The organism is Microbacterium sp. 8M, assembly GCF_902506375.1.
Taxonomy (GTDB): Bacteria; Actinomycetota; Actinomycetes; order Actinomycetales; family Microbacteriaceae; genus Microbacterium.
This window is the reverse complement of sequence record NZ_LR733284.1, coordinates 3,161,408-3,178,084: the sequence shown is the minus strand read 5'-3', so window position 1 is coordinate 3,178,084 and position 16,677 is coordinate 3,161,408. Positions and strand designations below refer to the sequence as shown.

The following is a 16,677-nucleotide window of genomic DNA, read 5'->3' as shown; positions in this document are numbered from 1 at the left end:
AACACGACCCGTCACACTCGATGCGGCGATGGACCGCGCGCTCCGGCTCGCCGCTGACGCCGCTGCCGCGGATGAGATCCCCGTCGGCGCCGTCGTGCTCGACCCGGCAGGGAGGATCCTCGCCGAGGGGCGCAACAACCGGGAGGAGACGGCCGATCCCACCGGTCACGCCGAGATCGTCGCGTTGCGCGCCGCCGCGGCAGCGCAGGGGTCCTGGAACCTCACCGGGTGCACGCTCGTCGTGACGATGGAGCCATGCGTGATGTGTGCGGGCGCGATCCTGCAGTCGCGCATCGGGCGCGTGGTGTTCGGCGCCTGGGACGACAAGGCGGGTGCGGCCGGCTCGTTGTACGACGTGCTGCGCGACCGCCGGCTGCCGTATCGCGCGGAGGTCGTCGGCGGCGTGCGCGAGGACGAGGCCGTGGCGCAGCTGCGTGCGTTCTTCGCCGAACGGCGCTGAGCCGGCAGCGAATGGCTGGGCATCAGCGCCGCCCGGTCAACGGTCAGGCCTTCGGGCGGCGCGCGGCGAGCCGGCCCAGACGCTCCACGGCGAACAGGTAGGCCTGCGCCCGCCGGTCGAAGTAGCCGCGGTGCCGTACGCCGTGCTCGTCGATCGCCGTGCGAGAGGCGTGACCGTCGGTGGCTTCGCCGTGCTTGCCGCCTGAACCCGGGATCGGGCCCCCGTCGGACGAGTAGACGATGGCCCCGACGATGTCGCGCGGATCCACGGGGTGCGCGCCGAGCCGGCCGAGGGGAGCGGTGGCGTCGGTGGACGCCTCGGTGGCGTAGAACGAGAACGCCCTCCGCGAGATCGCCTCTGCCACCGCGTCCGCGGCCATGCGCGTCATCCCCGCAGAGGCGATCGAGAATGCCATCGACACGGGGCCCGCCCCGTCCAGGAGCACGAGCTCGCCGAACAGCGTCGACGAGTACGAATACGCGATCACAGCGATGCGCGCGGTCGGATGGCTGTGCCGCATGCGCACGAGATCCCCGGCCAGTCGTGCGGCGCCCACGGTCGCGTGCTTGGTCGCCAGCGCCGACAGGTGCGTGCCGGAGTCGTAGCCGAACCACGCGACCGTCGCGATCCGGGCGGAGCCGCCGTGCAGCAGGCTCGCGCGGATCGTGTCGGCGCAGAGGTCCTGCGCGATCTCGGCCCAGGCCGGGAAGGCCGCGAGATCCGTGTCGATGCCGTGCAGCACCACCACGATGAGGTCGGCTGCGTCGACGTCGCCGAACGACACGGCGGCGCGGGGCTCCTCGCCCTCGAAGAACAGCGAGGTCAGCTGCGCCTGCGGATCGCGGCGCAGCACCTCTTGCACGAGCTGAAGCTTCCGTCGCGCCTCTGCGGAGACCGTGGGGTCGGCCAGCGCCTCGGCGAGCGGGTCGACCATCGGGGGAGCGGCGGTCAGTCCGCGGCGCGCAGCACGAAGGCGTCCGTGGAGGGGGTCGGATCCAGCGTCGGCCGGTAGATGTCCGGCTCCAGGTAGATCACGCGAGCTGCCGGCACGGCCTCGCGGATCCGGGCCTCGATCGCGTCGATGTCGTCGGCCGCGGCGCGCACGGTCTTGTCCGAGGTGAGCGCGATCTTGGCGGCCACGAGCAGCTCGTCGGGGCCGAGGTAGAGCGTCTTGATGTGGATGAGCTTCTCGACCTCGTCACCCGCGTGGATCGCGTCGACGATGCGGTCGTAGTCCGCCTCGCTGGCGCCCTCGCCCACCAGCAGGCTCTTCGTCTCGATGCCCAGCACGATCGCGATGAGCACGAGCAGGAGGCCGATCATCAGGGTGCCGAGGGCGTCGAACACGGGATTGTGCGTGATGAGGGTCAGCCCGACGCCGAGCAGGGCGAAGAGCAGACCCGCGAGCGCGCCGGTGTCCTCGAGCAGCACGACGGGCAGCTCCGGGGCCTTGGCGCGGCGGATGAACGCCACCCAGGACTGCCCCTTCGGGCGCACGTGGTTGCTCTCCTTGATCGCCGTGCGCAGCGAGAACGACTCCAGCACGATCGAGACGACGAGCACCGCGAGCGGCAGCCACCACCAGGTCTTGTCGAGCTCGTGCGGGTGGATCAGTTTCTGCACGCCCTCATAGACGGCGAACATGCCGCCGACCGAGAACAGGATGATCGACACGACGAACGCGTACACGTAGCGTTCCCGGCCGTAGCCGAACGGGTGCTCGCGGTCGGCGCGGCGCTGCGCCTTGCGTCCGCCGAGCATGAGCAGCAGCTGGTTGCCGGAGTCGGCGACCGAGTGGATCGCCTCGGCCAGCATCGAGGCGGAACCGGAGAGCAGCCAGGCGATGAGCTTCGCGAGCGCGATCCCCATGTTCGCCAGGAACGCCGCCAGGATCGCCTTACCGCCACCGGATGCACTCATGTCACGAGTCTATGTCGCGCCGCCCGCCCGTGACGGCCCCGCCGTGACGGGCCGAGAAGGCGATGCACGCCGGGCGGCGGGCCGCGCGCCGGGCTCGTAGGATGGCGGCATGGTCGACGCGCTCCCCTCACTCGCATTCATCGGCGCCGGTTCGATGGGAGGCGCGATCCTGCGCGGCGTCGTTGCGAGCGGGATCCCCGTCGACGGCGGCATCACCGCCACCAACCGCACCGCGGCTCGGGCGGCGGAGCTCGAAGGCCTGCCCGGCGTGCGCTCGATCGCCCTGGAGCAGCAGCCCGACGGCAATGCGCTCGCGGCTGCCGCGCGCATCGTCGTGGTGGGCGTCAAGCCGGCGATGGTGCCGGACCTGCTCGACGAGATCGGCCCGCACCTGCGCGAGGACGCGATCGTGGTCAGCATCGCCGCCGGCGTGACCCTGGCGACCTTCGCCGCGCACCTGCCCGACTCGACGAGCGTGCTGCGCTCGATGCCCAACACCCCCGCCACGGTGGGCCGCGCGGTCACGGGCCTCGCGGCGGCCGCCGGCGTCACGGACGAGGAGCGTGCGCTCGTGCGCCGACTGTTCGAGACGGTCGGCACCGTGATCGAGGTCGCCGAGGAGCAGATCGACCCGCTCTCGACGATCTCCGGATCCGGTCCCGCGTACGTCTTCCTCCTGATCGAGGAGTTCACGAAGGCCGCGATCGGCAAGGGGTTCGCCGAGGCCGAGGCCCGGCTCATGGCGGAGCAGACCTTCATCGGCGCCACGGCCCTGCTCGCGGCGTCGGAGGCGGACCCGGCAGAGCTGCGCCGCCGCGTCACGAGCCCCAAGGGCACGACCGAGCGCGCCGTCGCCGTGCTCCACGACGCCGACCTCGCGTCCCTGTTCGCGCGCGCCACCGACGCGGCGCTCGCCCGGGCGCGCGAGCTCGCGGCCGGCGCCTGAGCACGGACGCCGGCGCGTCGCTGCCCGACGTCGGCTCGTGAACGTCGACGCCTGACGGTCGCGCCGATCCGCGCGGAGGTCAGGCCTCGCTGGAGACCTCCGCAAGCACCTCGGGCCAGCGGCGGTCCAGGATCCGTCCGCCCAGCACCGTGCCGGCCCAGATCGACAGGCCGCCGAAGAGCACCGCGCCGGCGAGGCTGAGCCAGCCCAGCCACGGGGTCCAGATCGCGGCGATCGCGAGGCCGAAGGCCGTGCCGCCGATGAGCACGCTGAGCGGCGCGATGATGATCATCGCGAGCATCGACTGCACGCCGCCGGACGACCCGCGGCCGAGCGGGTTCGCCTCCGGCGCAGGGGCACGGCCGGGCAGGAACGTGCCCACCCAGGTGCCGACGCCGGCGGCGGCCGCACCCAGTCCGAGTGCGGCGCCGAGGCTCGCGGGGATCAGGTCGGCCCGTCCCGCCAGCATGCTCGCCGCGACGCACAGCACGATCGTGACGGGGACGGCGATGATCCCGAACCCGAGCACACGCCCGGCGCGATCGGCTCGCCCCGGAACTCCGGTATGGATGTGCAGTGCGATGGCGTCGTTGTCGTAGGCGATGCCCATCTGCACGATCGTGCCGATGATCAGCGCGTTGATCGCTGGGATGAGGATCACGGCGGGTCCGAGCGTGAACGAACCGCCGTCCCGTCCGTTCATGAGGGTCATCCCGATCAGGAGTGCGGGCAGCAGCAGCATCATCGTCGTGTTGATGACCTGGCGCGGATCCCGCCGTGCGTAGCGGAGGGTGCGTGCTGCGATCGCCCCGACCGCGGACGCCGGGAGGATCCGGTCGAGCAGCCCACCGGAGCGCACGCGTCCACCGCCGCGGCTCTGGATCGGCGCCACCAGGCGTGCGGCGAGCAGACCGCGCGCGGCGAACCACAGGGCCGCCACGGTGGCGAGTGCGAGGAGGAGGCGCAGCCCGGCGCCGGCCAGGTCGCCGGTGGCGAGTGACGCGGAGACGCCGAACACGGCGCCCAGCGGTGTCCAGCCGGCCGCGTCCGCGATCGCCGGAAGGAGCGCTGCGGGATCGGCGAGCTGGGCGAACGCGCGGATCACGACGTTGATCAGCAGCCCGGAGCACGCCACGACGAGCACGCCGACCGTGATCACGAGGTCTCGCATCCGGCGCCTGGCGAGCCAGCCCGCGAGGAGCCCGCTGACCACGCGGGCGCCGAGCACGCAGGTGGCCAGGGCCAGGGGGATGAGCACCGCGGCAGACACCAGCGCGAGCGGGCTGACCGACCAGCCGACCAGCAGGAGCAGCAGAGCGGCGGTCGTGCCGATGCCGCCGATCGTGGTGGCTCCCGCGACGACGAGGCCCGGCAGCAGCGCGCGGGCCGTGACCGGCAGCAGGGCGAAGCGCTCCGGGGCGAGCGAGTCGTCCACGCTCACCACGATCGACCCGATCCACCACACCAGCACGATCCCCGCCCCCACCACCACGAGCGTGCGCACGGCGGCGTCGGGAGCGGCGATGCGCAGCGCGAGCAGCCCTCCCGCGAGGGCGGTGAGCAGGCCGAGGGCGATCAGTCCCGAGACGACGAGGGAGACGATCATCCACGGGTTGCGCGCGAGCTGGTGCCTCAGCTGTTTCCAGCGCAGGCTTACGAGGAGCGCAACCACGCGAGCGTCTCCGATCCGAGCTCATGGGCGCCGACCAGCGAGAGGAAGCGCTGCTGCAGGGTGTCGCCCGCGCGCACGTCGTCCAGGGTGCCGTTGGCCAGCAGGCGCCCCTCTGCGACGATCGCCACGCGATCGCACAGGGACTCCACCAGCTCCATCACGTGGCTGGACAGCACGACGGTGCCGCCGCCGGCGACGTACGCCCGCAGGATCTGCCGGATGGTCTCGCCCGAGACGGGGTCGACCGCCTCGAGCGGCTCGTCGAGGATGAGCAGCCGGGGCGCATGGATCAGCGCGCACGCGAGTCCGATCTTCTTGCGCATGCCGGCGGAGTAGTCCACGACCAGGGTGCTGCCGGCCTCGGTCAGGCCGAGCGCTTCGCGCAGCTCCGCCGAGCGCACGGCGACGTCAGCCTCGGTCATCCCTCGCAGCAGGCCCGTGTAGCGCAGCAGCTCGGTCCCGCTGAGGCGGTCGAGCATGCGCACGCCGTCCGGAAGCACGCCCATGCGGGCCTTCGCCGCCGCGGGGTCCTGCCACACGTCGGTGCCGAGCACGTGCGCCGACCCGGCGTCCGGCCGCAGCAGCCCCGTGGTCATCGCGAGTGTCGTGGTCTTCCCCGCGCCGTTGGGGCCGAGAAGACCCAGCATGGATCCGGCGGGCACATCGAGCCAGAGGTCGTCGACCGCGACCTTCTGACCGAATTGCTTGCGAAGGCCCCGCAGCGAGAGCACCGGCGGGGCGGCGAGGGGCGCGGTGGAGTCGGTCATCGCCCCATCCGATCATGCGGTCGGCTGCGGCGTCATCCATCGCGCGACGGATATCGGTTCGCCGCGGCGGGAGCCGCCGCGCGCGCCGGGCTCAGCGGTCGAGCGAGGAGAACCGCTCGATGTCGCTGTTGGTGCCCGACACGATGATGAGGTCGTGGTTCGTCACCACGGTGCTGGCCTCGGCGTAATGGAACGGCTTGCCCGGGCTCTTCACGCCCACGACCGTGACGTTGTACTTGCTGCGCACGCCCGACTGGCTCAGGGGCACGCCGCGGATGAACTTGGGCGGGTACATCTTGGCCAGCGCGAAGTCGTCGTCGAAGCGGATGAAGTCCAGCATCCGTCCGCTGACGAGGTGCGCCACGCGCTCCCCGGCCTCGCGCTCGGGGTAGACGACGTGGTTGGCGCCGACGCGGGCGAGGATCTTGCCGTGCGACTGCGAGACGGCCTTCGCCCAGATCTGCGGCACCTTGAGGTCGACGAGGTTCGCGGTGATGAGCACCGAGGCCTCGATCGACGAGCCGACCGCGACCACCGCGACCTGGAAGTCCTGCGCGCCGATCTGGCGCAGTGCGTCGATGTTGCGGGTGTCGGCCTGCACCGCATGCGTGACGCGCTCCGACCACTTCTGCACGAGCTCGAGGTTCGTGTCGATCGCCAGAACCTCGCGGTCGAGCCGGTCCAGCTCCCCGGCGCACGCGGCGCCGAAACGACCGAGCCCGATCACCAGCACCGGGGCGTCGTTGCGCAGCACTTCAACCAACGATGGGCCTTTCCACGGGCAGCGCGTACAGCTGCGTCCGATTGGTCGCGGCCACCGCCGCGGCCAGTGTCACTGTACCAACGCGCCCCATGAAGATCGTGGCTGCGAGGATGTACGTGGCAGGATCCGGCAGGTTCCCGGTGACGCCCGTGGACAGGCCGACGGTGCCGAAGGCGGAGACCACGTCGAAGAGCACCTCGTCCACCGGGAACTTCGTGATCTGGCTGATCGCGATGGTCGAGACGGCCACGATCGTCGCTCCCCAGGCGACGACGCTGAGCGCGACCCGCTGCACGTCGGAGGGGATCCGGCGTCCGAACGCCTGCACCGCGGGGCGCCCCTTCGCCTCGCTGACGACGGCGAGGGCGAGCACGGCGAGGGTGGTGACCTTGATGCCGCCCGCCGTGGACGCCGAGCCGCCGCCGACGAACATGAGCATCGACGCGGCGAGCATGGAGGATCCGTTCAGATCGCCCATGTCGACCACGTTGAAGCCCCCCGACCGGGTCATCGCGGAGAGGAAGAACGCCTGGAACGTCGTGTCCGCGGCGTCCATGGATCCGAACGTCTTCGGGTTGTCGAACTCGAGGAGCAGGAACACGCCGGCACCGATGACGAAGAGCACGATGGTCGTGATCACGGTGAGTTTCGTGTGCAGCGACCAGCGCCGCACGTGCCAGCGCTGCCGTGCCAGGGTGTAGATCACGGGGAAGCCGAGGCTGCCGAGGAACACGCCCAGCATGAGCACGGTGAGCACGTAGTAGTCGTGCGCGAACGGCTCGAGCCCGCCGGGGTTCGGGGTGAAACCGGTGTTCGTGAAGGCCATCGCCGCGTAGAACGGGGCCTCCCAGAGCGCCGTCAGCGGATCCACCCCGCCGGTCAGCAGCGCCGGATAGAGCAGCACCGCCAGCCCGGCCTCGATCGTGAAGGCGGAGATCGCGACCGTCCGCAGCAGCTCGCCGACCTCGCCCAGGCGCACGGTCTGGCTTTCGTTCACGGGACCGCCGTGCGCGCGCATCGGGTTCGTGTCGCCGGCGGCGATGAGCTTGGCCCGCAGCCCGAGCCGCTTGGAGATCGCGAGGCCCAGCACGCTGGCGAGGGTGAGCACGCCGAGACCGCCGATGTTGACGCCGATGAAGATCACGGTGCGTCCGAAGCCGGACCAGTGCGTGGCCATGTCGACCGTGGACAGGCCGGTGACGCAGATCGTGGAGACCGCGGTGAAGAGCGCATCGGCCAGGGGCGTCACCGTGCGATCGGTGGTCGCGATCGGCAGCGACAGCAGCGCGGTCGTGATCAGGATGAGTGCGGAGAACACGATGATCGCGAACCGCGAGGGCGAGGAGGTCGTGAGCGTCTTGAACACCCGGGCGGCGCGGCGGGCGATCTCGGAGAAGGATCGCGCGGGAGTGCTGCGCGCCATTGCCGGCCCCTCCGATCCTCCGTCCGCCAAGCCTTCGTCATGGTACTCCGCCCCCGGCGCGGCTACTGTGAAGGCATGACCGACATCTTCGACGTGATCGCCGACGGCACGAGGCGGGACATCCTGCAGCTCCTGCGCCAGCGGTCGGAGGAGGGGGATGCCGGCACCAGCGTGTCGCAGATCGTGAGCGCGCTCGGGATCAGCCAGCCCACCGTCTCGAAGCACCTCAAGGTGCTGCGCGAGGCCGAGCTCGTCACGGTGCGTGAAGACGGGCAGCGCCGCTTCTACAGCATCGAGGCGGCGCCGCTGGAAGAGGTGGACGACTGGCTCGTCCCGTTCCTCGCCGACGCCTACGGCGACTCGGCCCCGGACATCACGGCGCTCGGGGTCGTCCCGCCGCTGCCGGACGGGGCCGCGCACGCGGCCGAGGTGGTGGGTCGCGCGGCGGCCAGCGCCAAGCACGTCGTGCAGACCGCGCTCAAGCGACTCGGCGCCTGATCCTCTCCACCACAGCCCGCGCCGCGCGGACATCCAGCGGGCGTCTCCGGGGTCGCGTGTTTCACACGGATCACGTGGGTTTACAGCCGTCATCACGAGCCCCTACAGTTGTCGCATCCGCCGCACAACGGGTGCCGCGGAGCGAGGGGGGTAGATGGGGATGCCCGAGCAGCTTCCGGACGTGAAGTTCCTGACCGTCGCCGAGGTGGCGGCCATCATGCGCGTGTCCAAGATGACGGTGTACCGGCTCGTGCACGCCGGCGAGCTCCCCGCGATCCGCTTCGGGCGCAGCTACCGCGTGCCCGAGTCCGCTGTCACGGCCGCGCTGCACAAGCCCATCGCCGACGTCGGCTGAACGCCGGATCCGGTGCCCACGCGCGCGTCGGGTGACCGCGGCGGCGTGCGCTAGACTGTTCCGAGGCATTTTTCCGTGCCCGATCCCGGGCGCCGTCCATGTGCGGTGCCCAGCCCCTGACGTAGTGAGGTTTCCGTGGGTTCTGTCATCAAGAAGCGCCGCAAGCGCATGGCGAAGAAGAAGCACCGCAAGCTGCTTCGCAAGACTCGCCACCAGCGCCGCAACAAGAAGTGAGCGGCCGCGCCTAGCGCGCACACATCACTGAGCGCCCCCGATCGTTCCGATCGCCGGGGCGCTTCGTGCGTTCCGGGTCCTGCGCGCCGTGTCGCGTGCAGGTCTGGAAGAATCGGATCCATGAAGTCGATCACCGTCGCCCAGCTGTCCGAGCGCGCCGACACGCCCCTCATCGATGTGCGCGAGCGCAGCGAGTTCGCCACGGGCCACGTGCCCGGCGCCGTGAACCTGCCGATGTCGGAGATCGGCGACCTGCTGCACGAACTGCCCGACGGTGCCTTCGATGTGATCTGCCAGCTCGGGGGGCGCTCCGCACGCGTGGTGGAGGCGCTGGAGGCTCGTGGGTACGACGTCACGAACGTCGAGGGCGGCACCGCGGAGTGGATCGCCGAGGGACGCGAGATCGAGATCCCCGCGTCGTGATCGCACTGACCCTGATCGGCAAGCCCGATTGCCATCTCTGCGACGTGGCCTCGGACGTGGTCGACGCCGTCGTCGCCGAGCTGCCGGATGCGCTCGCCGAGGACATGGAGATCACGGAGCTGTCGATCCTCGATGACCCTGCGCTGTACGAGAAGTACTGGGAGAAGATCCCGGTGCTGCTGATCGACGGCGAGCTGCACGCGCACTGGCGGATCTCTCCCGACCGGCTCCGCGAGGCGCTCGCCGCGAAGGCGGACGGAACCGCCGGGCACGCCCCGGCACAGGCCGCGGACGCGGCAGAAGGAGCGGAGCGATGACCCTGCGCCACGTGGTGACCTGGAAGATGGCCGCGGAGGATCCGGCGGAGCGGGCCGAGCACGCGGCGGGCGTCGCCGCCCGGCTGCAGGGGCTCGTCGGCGTGGTGTCGTCCATCCGGGCACTTTCAACGGGAGTGAACGCTCTCGACATCGACGGCAACTGGGACGTCACGCTCGTCGCCGACTTCGACGATGCGGCGGGCCTGGACGCCTATCAGGTGCACCCGGCGCACCAGGAGGTCGTGTCGTACGTGCGCTCGGTCGCCGGTGGGCGTTCGGCCGTCGACTTCGAGGTCTGAGCGGCCGCGATCCGGCTCCTGGTAACGGGCCGATCGGGGCGTCCGGCACGGTCCTGCGAGCGGCTGTCTCGTATTCCAGACTTTCTGCGGGCGTCGCGGCGAGCCCGTGCCGCGTGATTCCGCGGCAGCGGGTGCGGTCGATACCGAACCGAGACTCCCGCAGGCCCCTCGTCGTTACACGGCGGTAACCGCACCGTGTCAAGATTGTCGGCAACCCGCACCAGGACGCCCGCGTCCTAGACACAGGAGTCGCACATGGAACGTCGCTCGAAGATCGCCTACGGACTCGCCCTCGCGGCGGCCGCCACCCTCGCCCTCGCCGGCTGCTCCGGCGGATCCGGCTCCACGCCGAGCGAGAGCGCCGCAGGCGGCAAGGACTACGGCCTGGTGGAGGCCGGCACGCTCACGGTGTGTTCGGACATCCCCTACCCGCCGTTCGAGTTCGAGGGCGGTGACAACGGCACCGGCTACACCGGCTTCGACATCGACGTGCTCGGCGCGATCGCGAAGAAGCTCGACCTGAAGCTCGCGGTCCAGGATGTCGGCTTCGACGCCCTGCAGTCCGGCACCACCCTGCAGTCCGGAACCTGCGACGTCGGCGCCTCCGCGATGACGATCACCGAGGACCGCAAGAAGAACATCGACTTCTCCGACCCGTACTACGACTCCCTGCAGTCGCTGCTCGTCAAGACCGACTCCGGCATCAAGGACATCAACGGCCTGTCCGGCAAGAACGTCGGCGTCCAGCAGGGCACCACCGGTGAGAACTACGCCAAGGAGCACGCCAAGGGCGCGAACCTCGTGCAGTACCCGTCGGACGGCGAGCTGTGGCCGGCGATGCAGGCCGGTCAGATCGACGCGATCCTGCAGGACCAGCCGGTGAACCTGGAGCACGAGAAGGCCGACAAGTCGTACAAGATCGTCGAGACCTACAACACCAACGAGTCCTACGGCTTCGCGTTCGCGAAGGGCCAGAAGACCGAGCTGCTCAAGGCCGTCAACGGCGCGCTCAAGGAGCTCAAGGACGACGGCGAGTACAAGAAGATCTACGACTCGTACTTCACGGCCAAGTGATCGGCCGCGAAGAACCGGCAGGAGAGGCTTCACAATGGCGTTGAGGCGCACTCAGAAACAGAAGCTGTACCGGTACACGGTCTACGTCGTGCTGATCGCGATCGTCGTGTGGATCGCGTTCACCGCGAACTGGGCCAAGCTCGGTCCGCTGTTCTTCAACCCCGCGGTCGCGTCCAAGATGCTCCCGAGCATCATCACGGTCGCTCTCGTGAACACGCTGTGGTTCACTGCGGTGGCCTTCCTCGGCGGACTCGTCCTCGGAGTCTTCCTGGCGCTGCTCAAGATGAGCAGCATCGGGCCGTTCCGGTGGATCGCCACGGCCTGGATCGAGCTGTTCCGCGGACTCCCGGCGATCCTCACCATCTTCGCGATCGGGTTCATCGTCCCGATCGCGGCGGGTGTGCCGGGACAGAAGCTCGGCGGACCCGTGGTCCTCGGTCTGATCGGCCTCATCCTGGTCGCCTCGGCCTACATGGCCGAGACGATCCGGGCGGGCCTGCAGGCCGTGCCCAAGGGGCAGACCGAGGCGGCCCGCTCGCTCGGGATGTCGCCGATGAAGACGACCTTCTGGATCGTGGTGCCGCAGGGCTTCCGGATCATCATCCCGCCGCTCACGAACGAGTTCGTGCTGCTGCTGAAGGACACGTCGCTGCTGTTCGTCGTGGGCACGTTCATCTGGTCGAAGGAGCTCACCACCTTCGCCCGTGACGCGAGCACCCAGAACAGCAACGGCACGCCGCTCATCATGGCGGCGATCCTCTACCTGATCGTGACGATCCCGCTGACGCGGTTCACCGCATGGCTCGAGCGCCGGATGGCGAGGGAACGATGAGCACCGACCTGATCAACCTGAGCGCACCCGCGATCGACATCCGCGGGCTCGTGAAGAGCTACGGCGACAACGAGGTGCTCAAGGGCATCGACCTGTCCGTGCACGCCGGCGAGGTCGTCTGCGTGATCGGGCCGTCCGGATCCGGGAAGTCGACGCTGCTGCGCTCGGTGAACCTGCTGGAGCAGCCGACCGGCGGCGAGATCCTCATCGAGGGCATCGACATCACCGACCCGGACGTCGACATCGACCGGGTGCGCACCCGCATCGGCATGGTGTTCCAGAGCTTCAACCTCTTCCCGCACATGTCCGTGCTGGGCAACCTCACCATCGCTCAGCGGCAGGTGAAGAAGCGCGGCAAGGCCGAGTCCGAGAAGGTCGCGCGGGAGATGCTGGAGCGCGTCGGCATGGCGCACAAGGCCGGCGCCTACCCGGGACAGCTCTCCGGCGGACAGCAGCAGCGCGTCGCGATCGCACGCGCCCTGTGCATGAACCCCGACATGATGCTCTTCGACGAGCCCACCTCGGCGCTCGACCCGGAGCTCGTCGGCGAAGTGCTGCAGGTGATGCGCTCACTCGCCGACGACGGCATGACGATGATGGTCGTCACACACGAGATGGGCTTCGCCCGGGAGGTCGGCTCGCGCCTGATCTTCATGGACGGCGGGCACATCCTCGAGGAGGGCGACCCTCGCGAGGTCCTGGCGAACCCGCAGCACCAGCGCACGAAGGACTTCCTGTCGCGCGTGCTGTGAGGCAGAGACGCTCCGAGGTCTTTAACCGGCCTCGGAGCGTCTCATAGGTTTCTCCAAGCCCGGTCAGGGCGCCGACACCGGATCTGCCGAGGCGGCACCCATTACGATGGGGCGTCGCCCCGAGCGGAGGCGGGAAACGGAGCACGCCCTTCATGCCGCGCTGGTTGCTGGAGCTGAACCTCGTCGACGGGCCGGTGCCGTGGATCATCTGGGGGATCGCCGCCACCGCCGTGATCGCGCTGCTGATCCGCCCGCTGCGCCGTCGCTGGGTGGTGCGCGCCCTGATCGGCCTGGCCGTGGGCGCCGCGCTCGGCTGGGGCCTCGCAGCCTGGTCCGACGCGACCAACGCGTTCGAGCTTCCCCTGCCCGCCCCGGTGAAGTGGTGGACGATCGGCGGCTTCGCGGCGATCGGGCTGGCGATCGTGAGCCTGTGGGACTCGCGGTGGTGGCGCAAGGCCGTCGCGATCCTCACCCTGATCGCGTCGGTGCTGTCCATGGGTGTCGGCATCAACCAGGCGTTCGGATTGGACCGCACCCTCGGCGACATCCTCGGCGTCAACACCCTGGGGCCGCTGGATCACTTCGCGTCGCCCCTGAAACCGGGACAGGATCCGCCCGCGTCGCTCGCCGCGATCTGGAAGGCGCCCGCCGACATGCCGGAACGAGGCAGGTTCGGCGCGCTGACCGGTGAGAACGCGCCGCGCTCGTCCGCGGGCTTCACGCCCCGCAACGCGACCATCTATCTGCCGCCGGCCGCGTTGGTGAAGGATCCGCCCGCGCTTCCCGTCGTCGTCTTCATGATGGGGCTGCCGGGCTACCCCAACCCGCACCCCATGGTCGACGTCATGAACGAGTTCGCGGCGAAGCACGACGGCCTCGCGCCGATCGTGATCATCGCCGACCAGCTCGGCGCGCAGAACCAGAACCCGGGCTGCATCGACTCCGCGGCGTACGGCGGCGTGGAGACGTATTTCAACACCGACATCCCGAACTGGATCCGCGGGCATCTGCGCGTCCTGCAGGATCCGAAGTACTGGACCATCTCCGGCTACTCGAACGGCGGCGCGTGCGCATTCATCTACGGCGCGCGGCACCCGGACATCTGGGGCAACATCGCCACGGCGTCCGGTGAGCCCTGGGCGGGCTTCGGGGATCCGAAGTCGGTGGAGAAGGTGTTCCAGGGCGACAAGGCGCTGTTCGACGCGAGCAAGCCCGAGGCGATCCTCGCCGAGCACCCCGGCGCGTACGCCGGGCACTACGCGATCTTCGCGGCAGGCGCGCTCGACAAGAAGTACGGGCCGGCGAACCGCGTCTCGGCGCGCCGCGCCGAGGCGGCCGGCTTCACCACCACCTTCTACCTCGTGCCGAACGCGACGCACACGGGGCCGGGGTTGAAGGGCGGCCTGGAGAAGGCCTTCGAGGTGCTGTATCCGCGGCTGGGGCTCTCCCGATGAGCGGTCGGCTGCGCATCACCGCCGGCGCCGTGGCACGCCGGACCGCGCACTACCTGCGACGGCATCCGTTCGCCGTGGCGCTGAGCGCCCTGCTCGTGATCACGGGCCTCTCGTTCGGCACGCTGTGGGGACGGCGCCCCGCAGGCATCGGCGTCAGCCCGCTCGTGCTGGGCCGGGAGCGCCAGTGGTGGACGCCGCTGACGACGCTGCTTGTGCCGAACTCCTGGGGCGGACTGCTGCTGGCGGTGCTGCTCGCGCTCACCCTGCTCGCCTATGCGGAGCGCCTCATGGGCACCCGCCGGGTGGTGGTGTCGTTCCTCGTCACCGGCATCCTGGGCGTGCTGCTCGGCGTCGGGATCCAGTCGCTGGCCTGGTCCTGGGGGCAGGTGTGGGCGCGCGTCGACGCGCGCGGCGTGGTGTTCGACCCCTCGATCGGGATCCTCGGGGCGATCCTGGCGGGCAGCGCTTACGCACCCGCGCTGTACCGTCGCCGGATCCGCCTCATCGGCCTGTCCCTGCTCGTCACGTTCACGCTCTACGGCGGCGACGCCGACAGCGTGTACCGGCTCCTCGCCGCCCTCGTCGGTCTCCTGCTCGGCGTGCTGCTCACGAGCGGCACCCCGCGCCCGCCCGTCTACCGCAGCTCCTACGGGGAGACCAGGACGCTGGTCGCGGCCATGGTGGCGGTGACCGGGCTCGGGCCGCTGATCGTGCTGCTCACCGGCGTGGGGATCGGGCCGCTGGCGCCGGTGGTCGCCGGCCTGCGCGGCGTGGACATCTCGGGCATCGCAGACGCCTGCGCGCGCAACAACGCGTCCGCTCATTGCGTCGCGGGCGTGACGACGGCCTTCGCGGCGGGCACCGGCGTGGTGCTGATGAGCCTCGTGCCCCTGGTGCTCAGCCTCATCGCCGCGTGGGGCCTGCGCTCGGGGCGCCGGGCGGCGTGGTTCCTGGCGATCGGAGTGAACGCCGTGATGGCGCTGCTGACGGGGCTCAGCGTCGCGGTGCGCTCCCTCAGGGCGTCCACCGACGTGGTTCAGCTCGACCGTCAGTTCCCCGGCTTCTCGGTGCTCGCGATCCTCGTACCGGTCGGGATGTGCATCCTGCTGGCGGTCACGCACCGGCGGTTCGCGGTGCGGGCGTCCCGACGGGCCGCGCGGCGGTTCGCGCTCACGATCGGGATCGCCTTCGTGGTGCTCACGACGACGAACATGATCCTGGTCACCGCGGTGTCGCACTCGCCCTCGTTCTGGTCGTCGCTGCTGACCACCCTGCGCCGCTTCCTGCCGACCATCATCGGCCACCCCGGCGCGCACACGCCGCTCACCGGGCTGGCGCTCGTGCTGCACCGCGACGTCGGCGCGCTGTTCTGGATCGTGTTCGCCATCGCCCTGATCCCGCTGCTGCGCGCGCGCTCGCGCAGCACGGCCGATGAGGCGGAGCGCTTCCGCACCCAGCTCCGCGAGACCGACGGGGGCACGCTCGGGTTCCTCGGCACCTGGGAGGGCAACGAGCACTGGTTCACGCCCGACGGCCGGGGCGCGGTCGCGTACCGCGTGGTCAACGACATCGCGATCGCGGTGGGCGATCCGGTGTGCCACCCCGGCGACGCGGCGAAGACGGTGCGCGGGTTCCTCGACTTCTGCGACGCGAACGCGTGGACGCCCGTGTTCTACAGCACCCACGAGGAGTTCATGCCGGTCTTCCGCGCGCTGGGCTGGCGCAGCATCTCGGTGGCCGAGGAGACCGTCGTGCCGCTGGACCGCTTCGAACTCACCGGCAAGGTGTGGACGAAAGTGCGCCAGCCCTACAACCGCGGCCAGCGCGACGGGCTCACCACGCTCTGGACGACGTGGGAGCAGCTGCCGGCCGGCCTCGTCGCGCAGCTCGACGCGCTCAGCGAGCAGTGGATCGCGGAGAAGGCGCTGCCGGAGATGCGGTTCACGCTGGGCGGTGTCGACGAGCTGAAGGATCCGGACGTCGAGCTGCTGCTCGCGATCGGCCCCGAGGGGGAGCTGCAGGCGGTGACCAGCTGGATGCCGGTGTGGCGCGAGGGCGAGCTGATCGGCCGGACCCTCGACTTCATGCGCCGCGCGGACGGCGCGATGCCCGGCGTGATGGAGTTCGCGATCGCCACGGCCGCCCTGCACATGAAGGAGCAGGGGCTCGCGGTGATGAGCCTGTCGGGGGCGCCGCTCGCCCAGACCGTGTCGGCTCCGGAGTCGTCGGCAGAGGGCGCCGCCGATGCCGACCGGGACACCATCACCCGCCTGCTGGGCTGGCTGAGCCGGGTGCTGGAGCCGGCATACGGCTTCGCCTCGCTGCTGCGGTACAAGGGCAAGTTCAATCCGGAGTACCGCCCGATGCACCTGTACTACGCGGACAACTCCCAGCTGCCCGCGATCGGGCTCGCGATCGGCCGCGCCTACCTGCCGGACGCGTCGCCGGCGGAGTACGTGGCGCTGGCCCGATCGCTGGCGGGGTGAGC

At 70.4% G+C, this 16,677-nt stretch carries 19 protein-coding genes; 13 read left to right on the top strand and 6 right to left on the bottom strand.

Going from position 1 to position 16,677, the window contains the following annotated elements; all coding sequences use genetic code 11:
- The first annotated feature begins 28 nt into the window (after positions 1–28).
- The gene (locus tag AERO9AM_RS15040) at positions 29–460 is read left to right on the top strand and encodes a nucleoside deaminase (RefSeq protein ID WP_159577574.1); all 432 of its coding nucleotides are present in this window, start codon (positions 29–31) and stop codon (positions 458–460) included.
- Between the two features lie 43 nt (positions 461–503).
- Here AERO9AM_RS15040 and AERO9AM_RS15035 read toward each other — a convergent pair whose 3' ends face one another.
- On the bottom strand, positions 504–1,394 hold the full coding sequence (locus tag AERO9AM_RS15035; RefSeq protein WP_159576872.1) for an alpha/beta hydrolase: 891 nt from the start codon (positions 1,392–1,394) through the stop codon (positions 504–506).
- A gap of 14 nt (positions 1,395–1,408) precedes the next feature.
- Positions 1,409–2,380 carry a cation diffusion facilitator family transporter gene (locus AERO9AM_RS15030; RefSeq protein ID WP_159576871.1) on the bottom strand — a complete coding sequence of 324 codons (972 nt, stop codon included), beginning with the start codon at positions 2,378–2,380 and terminating at the stop codon, positions 1,409–1,411.
- Positions 2,381–2,489: 109 nt separating this feature from the next.
- Between AERO9AM_RS15030 and proC the strand changes: the two genes are divergently transcribed.
- Entirely contained in the window at positions 2,490–3,326 is an 837-nt protein-coding gene (proC, locus tag AERO9AM_RS15025; RefSeq protein WP_159576870.1) for a pyrroline-5-carboxylate reductase, read from the top strand.
- Between the two features lie 79 nt (positions 3,327–3,405).
- Here proC and AERO9AM_RS15020 read toward each other — a convergent pair whose 3' ends face one another.
- From AERO9AM_RS15020 to AERO9AM_RS15005, 4 genes are all read right to left on the bottom strand, one after another.
- Positions 3,406–4,998, bottom strand: a complete 1,593-nt coding sequence (locus AERO9AM_RS15020) for a hypothetical protein (protein ID WP_159576869.1) — start codon at positions 4,996–4,998, stop codon at positions 3,406–3,408.
- Positions 4,980–5,765, bottom strand: coding sequence for an ABC transporter ATP-binding protein (locus AERO9AM_RS15015; protein WP_159576868.1), 786 nt, complete (start codon positions 5,763–5,765; stop codon positions 4,980–4,982). The genes AERO9AM_RS15020 and AERO9AM_RS15015 overlap by 19 nt, the downstream gene beginning before the upstream one ends.
- A 91-nt stretch (positions 5,766–5,856) precedes the next feature.
- Positions 5,857–6,528, bottom strand: coding sequence for a potassium channel family protein (locus AERO9AM_RS15010; protein WP_159576867.1), 672 nt, complete (start codon positions 6,526–6,528; stop codon positions 5,857–5,859).
- Positions 6,521–7,951 (bottom strand): TrkH family potassium uptake protein, encoded by a 1,431-nt coding sequence (locus tag AERO9AM_RS15005; RefSeq protein WP_159576866.1) that lies wholly within the window; start codon positions 7,949–7,951, stop codon positions 6,521–6,523. The genes AERO9AM_RS15010 and AERO9AM_RS15005 overlap by 8 nt, the downstream gene beginning before the upstream one ends.
- A 75-nt stretch (positions 7,952–8,026) precedes the next feature.
- Here AERO9AM_RS15005 and AERO9AM_RS15000 point away from each other — a divergent pair, with 75 nt between their 5' ends.
- The 11 genes from AERO9AM_RS15000 (at position 8,027) to AERO9AM_RS14950 (ending at position 16,675) form a co-directional block, all read left to right on the top strand.
- Complete coding sequence (locus AERO9AM_RS15000; RefSeq protein ID WP_159576865.1) at positions 8,027–8,449, top strand: ArsR/SmtB family transcription factor; 423 nt, start codon at positions 8,027–8,029, stop codon at positions 8,447–8,449.
- A 160-nt stretch (positions 8,450–8,609) separates the two neighbouring features.
- Complete coding sequence (locus tag AERO9AM_RS14995; protein ID WP_159576864.1) at positions 8,610–8,804, top strand: helix-turn-helix domain-containing protein; 195 nt, start codon at positions 8,610–8,612, stop codon at positions 8,802–8,804.
- A 135-nt stretch (positions 8,805–8,939) separates the two neighbouring features.
- On the top strand, positions 8,940–9,038 hold the full coding sequence (locus tag AERO9AM_RS14990; protein WP_003792170.1) for a 30S ribosomal protein bS22: 99 nt from the start codon (positions 8,940–8,942) through the stop codon (positions 9,036–9,038).
- Between the two features lie 120 nt (positions 9,039–9,158).
- Positions 9,159–9,461 (top strand): rhodanese-like domain-containing protein, encoded by a 303-nt coding sequence (locus tag AERO9AM_RS14985; RefSeq protein WP_159576863.1) that lies wholly within the window; start codon positions 9,159–9,161, stop codon positions 9,459–9,461.
- Positions 9,458–9,778, top strand: a complete 321-nt coding sequence (locus AERO9AM_RS14980; RefSeq protein ID WP_159576862.1) for a glutaredoxin family protein — start codon at positions 9,458–9,460, stop codon at positions 9,776–9,778. The genes AERO9AM_RS14985 and AERO9AM_RS14980 overlap by 4 nt, the downstream gene beginning before the upstream one ends.
- Positions 9,775–10,077: a Dabb family protein gene (locus AERO9AM_RS14975; protein ID WP_159576861.1), complete on the top strand. Its 303-nt coding sequence runs from the start codon at positions 9,775–9,777 to the stop codon at positions 10,075–10,077. Before AERO9AM_RS14980 ends, AERO9AM_RS14975 begins: the two co-directional genes overlap by 4 nt.
- A gap of 255 nt (positions 10,078–10,332) precedes the next feature.
- The gene (locus tag AERO9AM_RS14970) at positions 10,333–11,151 is read left to right on the top strand and encodes a basic amino acid ABC transporter substrate-binding protein (protein WP_159576860.1); all 819 of its coding nucleotides are present in this window, start codon (positions 10,333–10,335) and stop codon (positions 11,149–11,151) included.
- A gap of 34 nt (positions 11,152–11,185) precedes the next feature.
- Positions 11,186–11,983: an amino acid ABC transporter permease gene (locus tag AERO9AM_RS14965; protein WP_159576859.1), complete on the top strand. Its 798-nt coding sequence runs from the start codon at positions 11,186–11,188 to the stop codon at positions 11,981–11,983.
- Complete coding sequence (locus AERO9AM_RS14960) at positions 11,980–12,735, top strand: amino acid ABC transporter ATP-binding protein (RefSeq protein ID WP_159576858.1); 756 nt, start codon at positions 11,980–11,982, stop codon at positions 12,733–12,735. Before AERO9AM_RS14965 ends, AERO9AM_RS14960 begins: the two co-directional genes overlap by 4 nt.
- 152 nt (positions 12,736–12,887) lie before the next feature.
- Positions 12,888–14,189 carry an alpha/beta hydrolase gene (locus tag AERO9AM_RS14955; RefSeq protein ID WP_159576857.1) on the top strand — a complete coding sequence of 434 codons (1,302 nt, stop codon included), beginning with the start codon at positions 12,888–12,890 and terminating at the stop codon, positions 14,187–14,189.
- Positions 14,186–16,675, top strand: coding sequence for a bifunctional lysylphosphatidylglycerol flippase/synthetase MprF (locus AERO9AM_RS14950; RefSeq protein ID WP_159576856.1), 2,490 nt, complete (start codon positions 14,186–14,188; stop codon positions 16,673–16,675). Before AERO9AM_RS14955 ends, AERO9AM_RS14950 begins: the two co-directional genes overlap by 4 nt.
- Positions 16,676–16,677 lie beyond the last annotated feature (2 nt).

What these genes read in the sequence shown, in the direction of transcription:
- AERO9AM_RS15040 (WP_159577574.1), top strand. Translation starts at nt 29, where the DNA reads ATGGACCGCGCGCTCCGGCTCGCCGCTGACGCCGCTGCCGCGGATGAG.
- AERO9AM_RS15035 (WP_159576872.1), bottom strand. Translation starts at nt 1,394, where the DNA reads ATGGTCGACCCGCTCGCCGAGGCGCTGGCCGACCCCACGGTCTCCGCA.
- AERO9AM_RS15030 (WP_159576871.1), bottom strand. Translation starts at nt 2,380, where the DNA reads ATGAGTGCATCCGGTGGCGGTAAGGCGATCCTGGCGGCGTTCCTGGCG.
- proC (WP_159576870.1), top strand. Translation starts at nt 2,490, where the DNA reads ATGGTCGACGCGCTCCCCTCACTCGCATTCATCGGCGCCGGTTCGATG.
- AERO9AM_RS15015 (WP_159576868.1), bottom strand. Translation starts at nt 5,765, where the DNA reads ATGACCGACTCCACCGCGCCCCTCGCCGCCCCGCCGGTGCTCTCGCTG.
- AERO9AM_RS15005 (WP_159576866.1), bottom strand. Translation starts at nt 7,951, where the DNA reads ATGGCGCGCAGCACTCCCGCGCGATCCTTCTCCGAGATCGCCCGCCGC.
- AERO9AM_RS15000 (WP_159576865.1), top strand. Translation starts at nt 8,027, where the DNA reads ATGACCGACATCTTCGACGTGATCGCCGACGGCACGAGGCGGGACATC.
- AERO9AM_RS14995 (WP_159576864.1), top strand. Translation starts at nt 8,610, where the DNA reads ATGCCCGAGCAGCTTCCGGACGTGAAGTTCCTGACCGTCGCCGAGGTG.
- AERO9AM_RS14985 (WP_159576863.1), top strand. Translation starts at nt 9,159, where the DNA reads ATGAAGTCGATCACCGTCGCCCAGCTGTCCGAGCGCGCCGACACGCCC.
- AERO9AM_RS14975 (WP_159576861.1), top strand. Translation starts at nt 9,775, where the DNA reads ATGACCCTGCGCCACGTGGTGACCTGGAAGATGGCCGCGGAGGATCCG.
- AERO9AM_RS14970 (WP_159576860.1), top strand. Translation starts at nt 10,333, where the DNA reads ATGGAACGTCGCTCGAAGATCGCCTACGGACTCGCCCTCGCGGCGGCC.
- AERO9AM_RS14965 (WP_159576859.1), top strand. Translation starts at nt 11,186, where the DNA reads ATGGCGTTGAGGCGCACTCAGAAACAGAAGCTGTACCGGTACACGGTC.
- AERO9AM_RS14960 (WP_159576858.1), top strand. Translation starts at nt 11,980, where the DNA reads ATGAGCACCGACCTGATCAACCTGAGCGCACCCGCGATCGACATCCGC.
- AERO9AM_RS14955 (WP_159576857.1), top strand. Translation starts at nt 12,888, where the DNA reads ATGCCGCGCTGGTTGCTGGAGCTGAACCTCGTCGACGGGCCGGTGCCG.
- AERO9AM_RS14950 (WP_159576856.1), top strand. Translation starts at nt 14,186, where the DNA reads ATGAGCGGTCGGCTGCGCATCACCGCCGGCGCCGTGGCACGCCGGACC.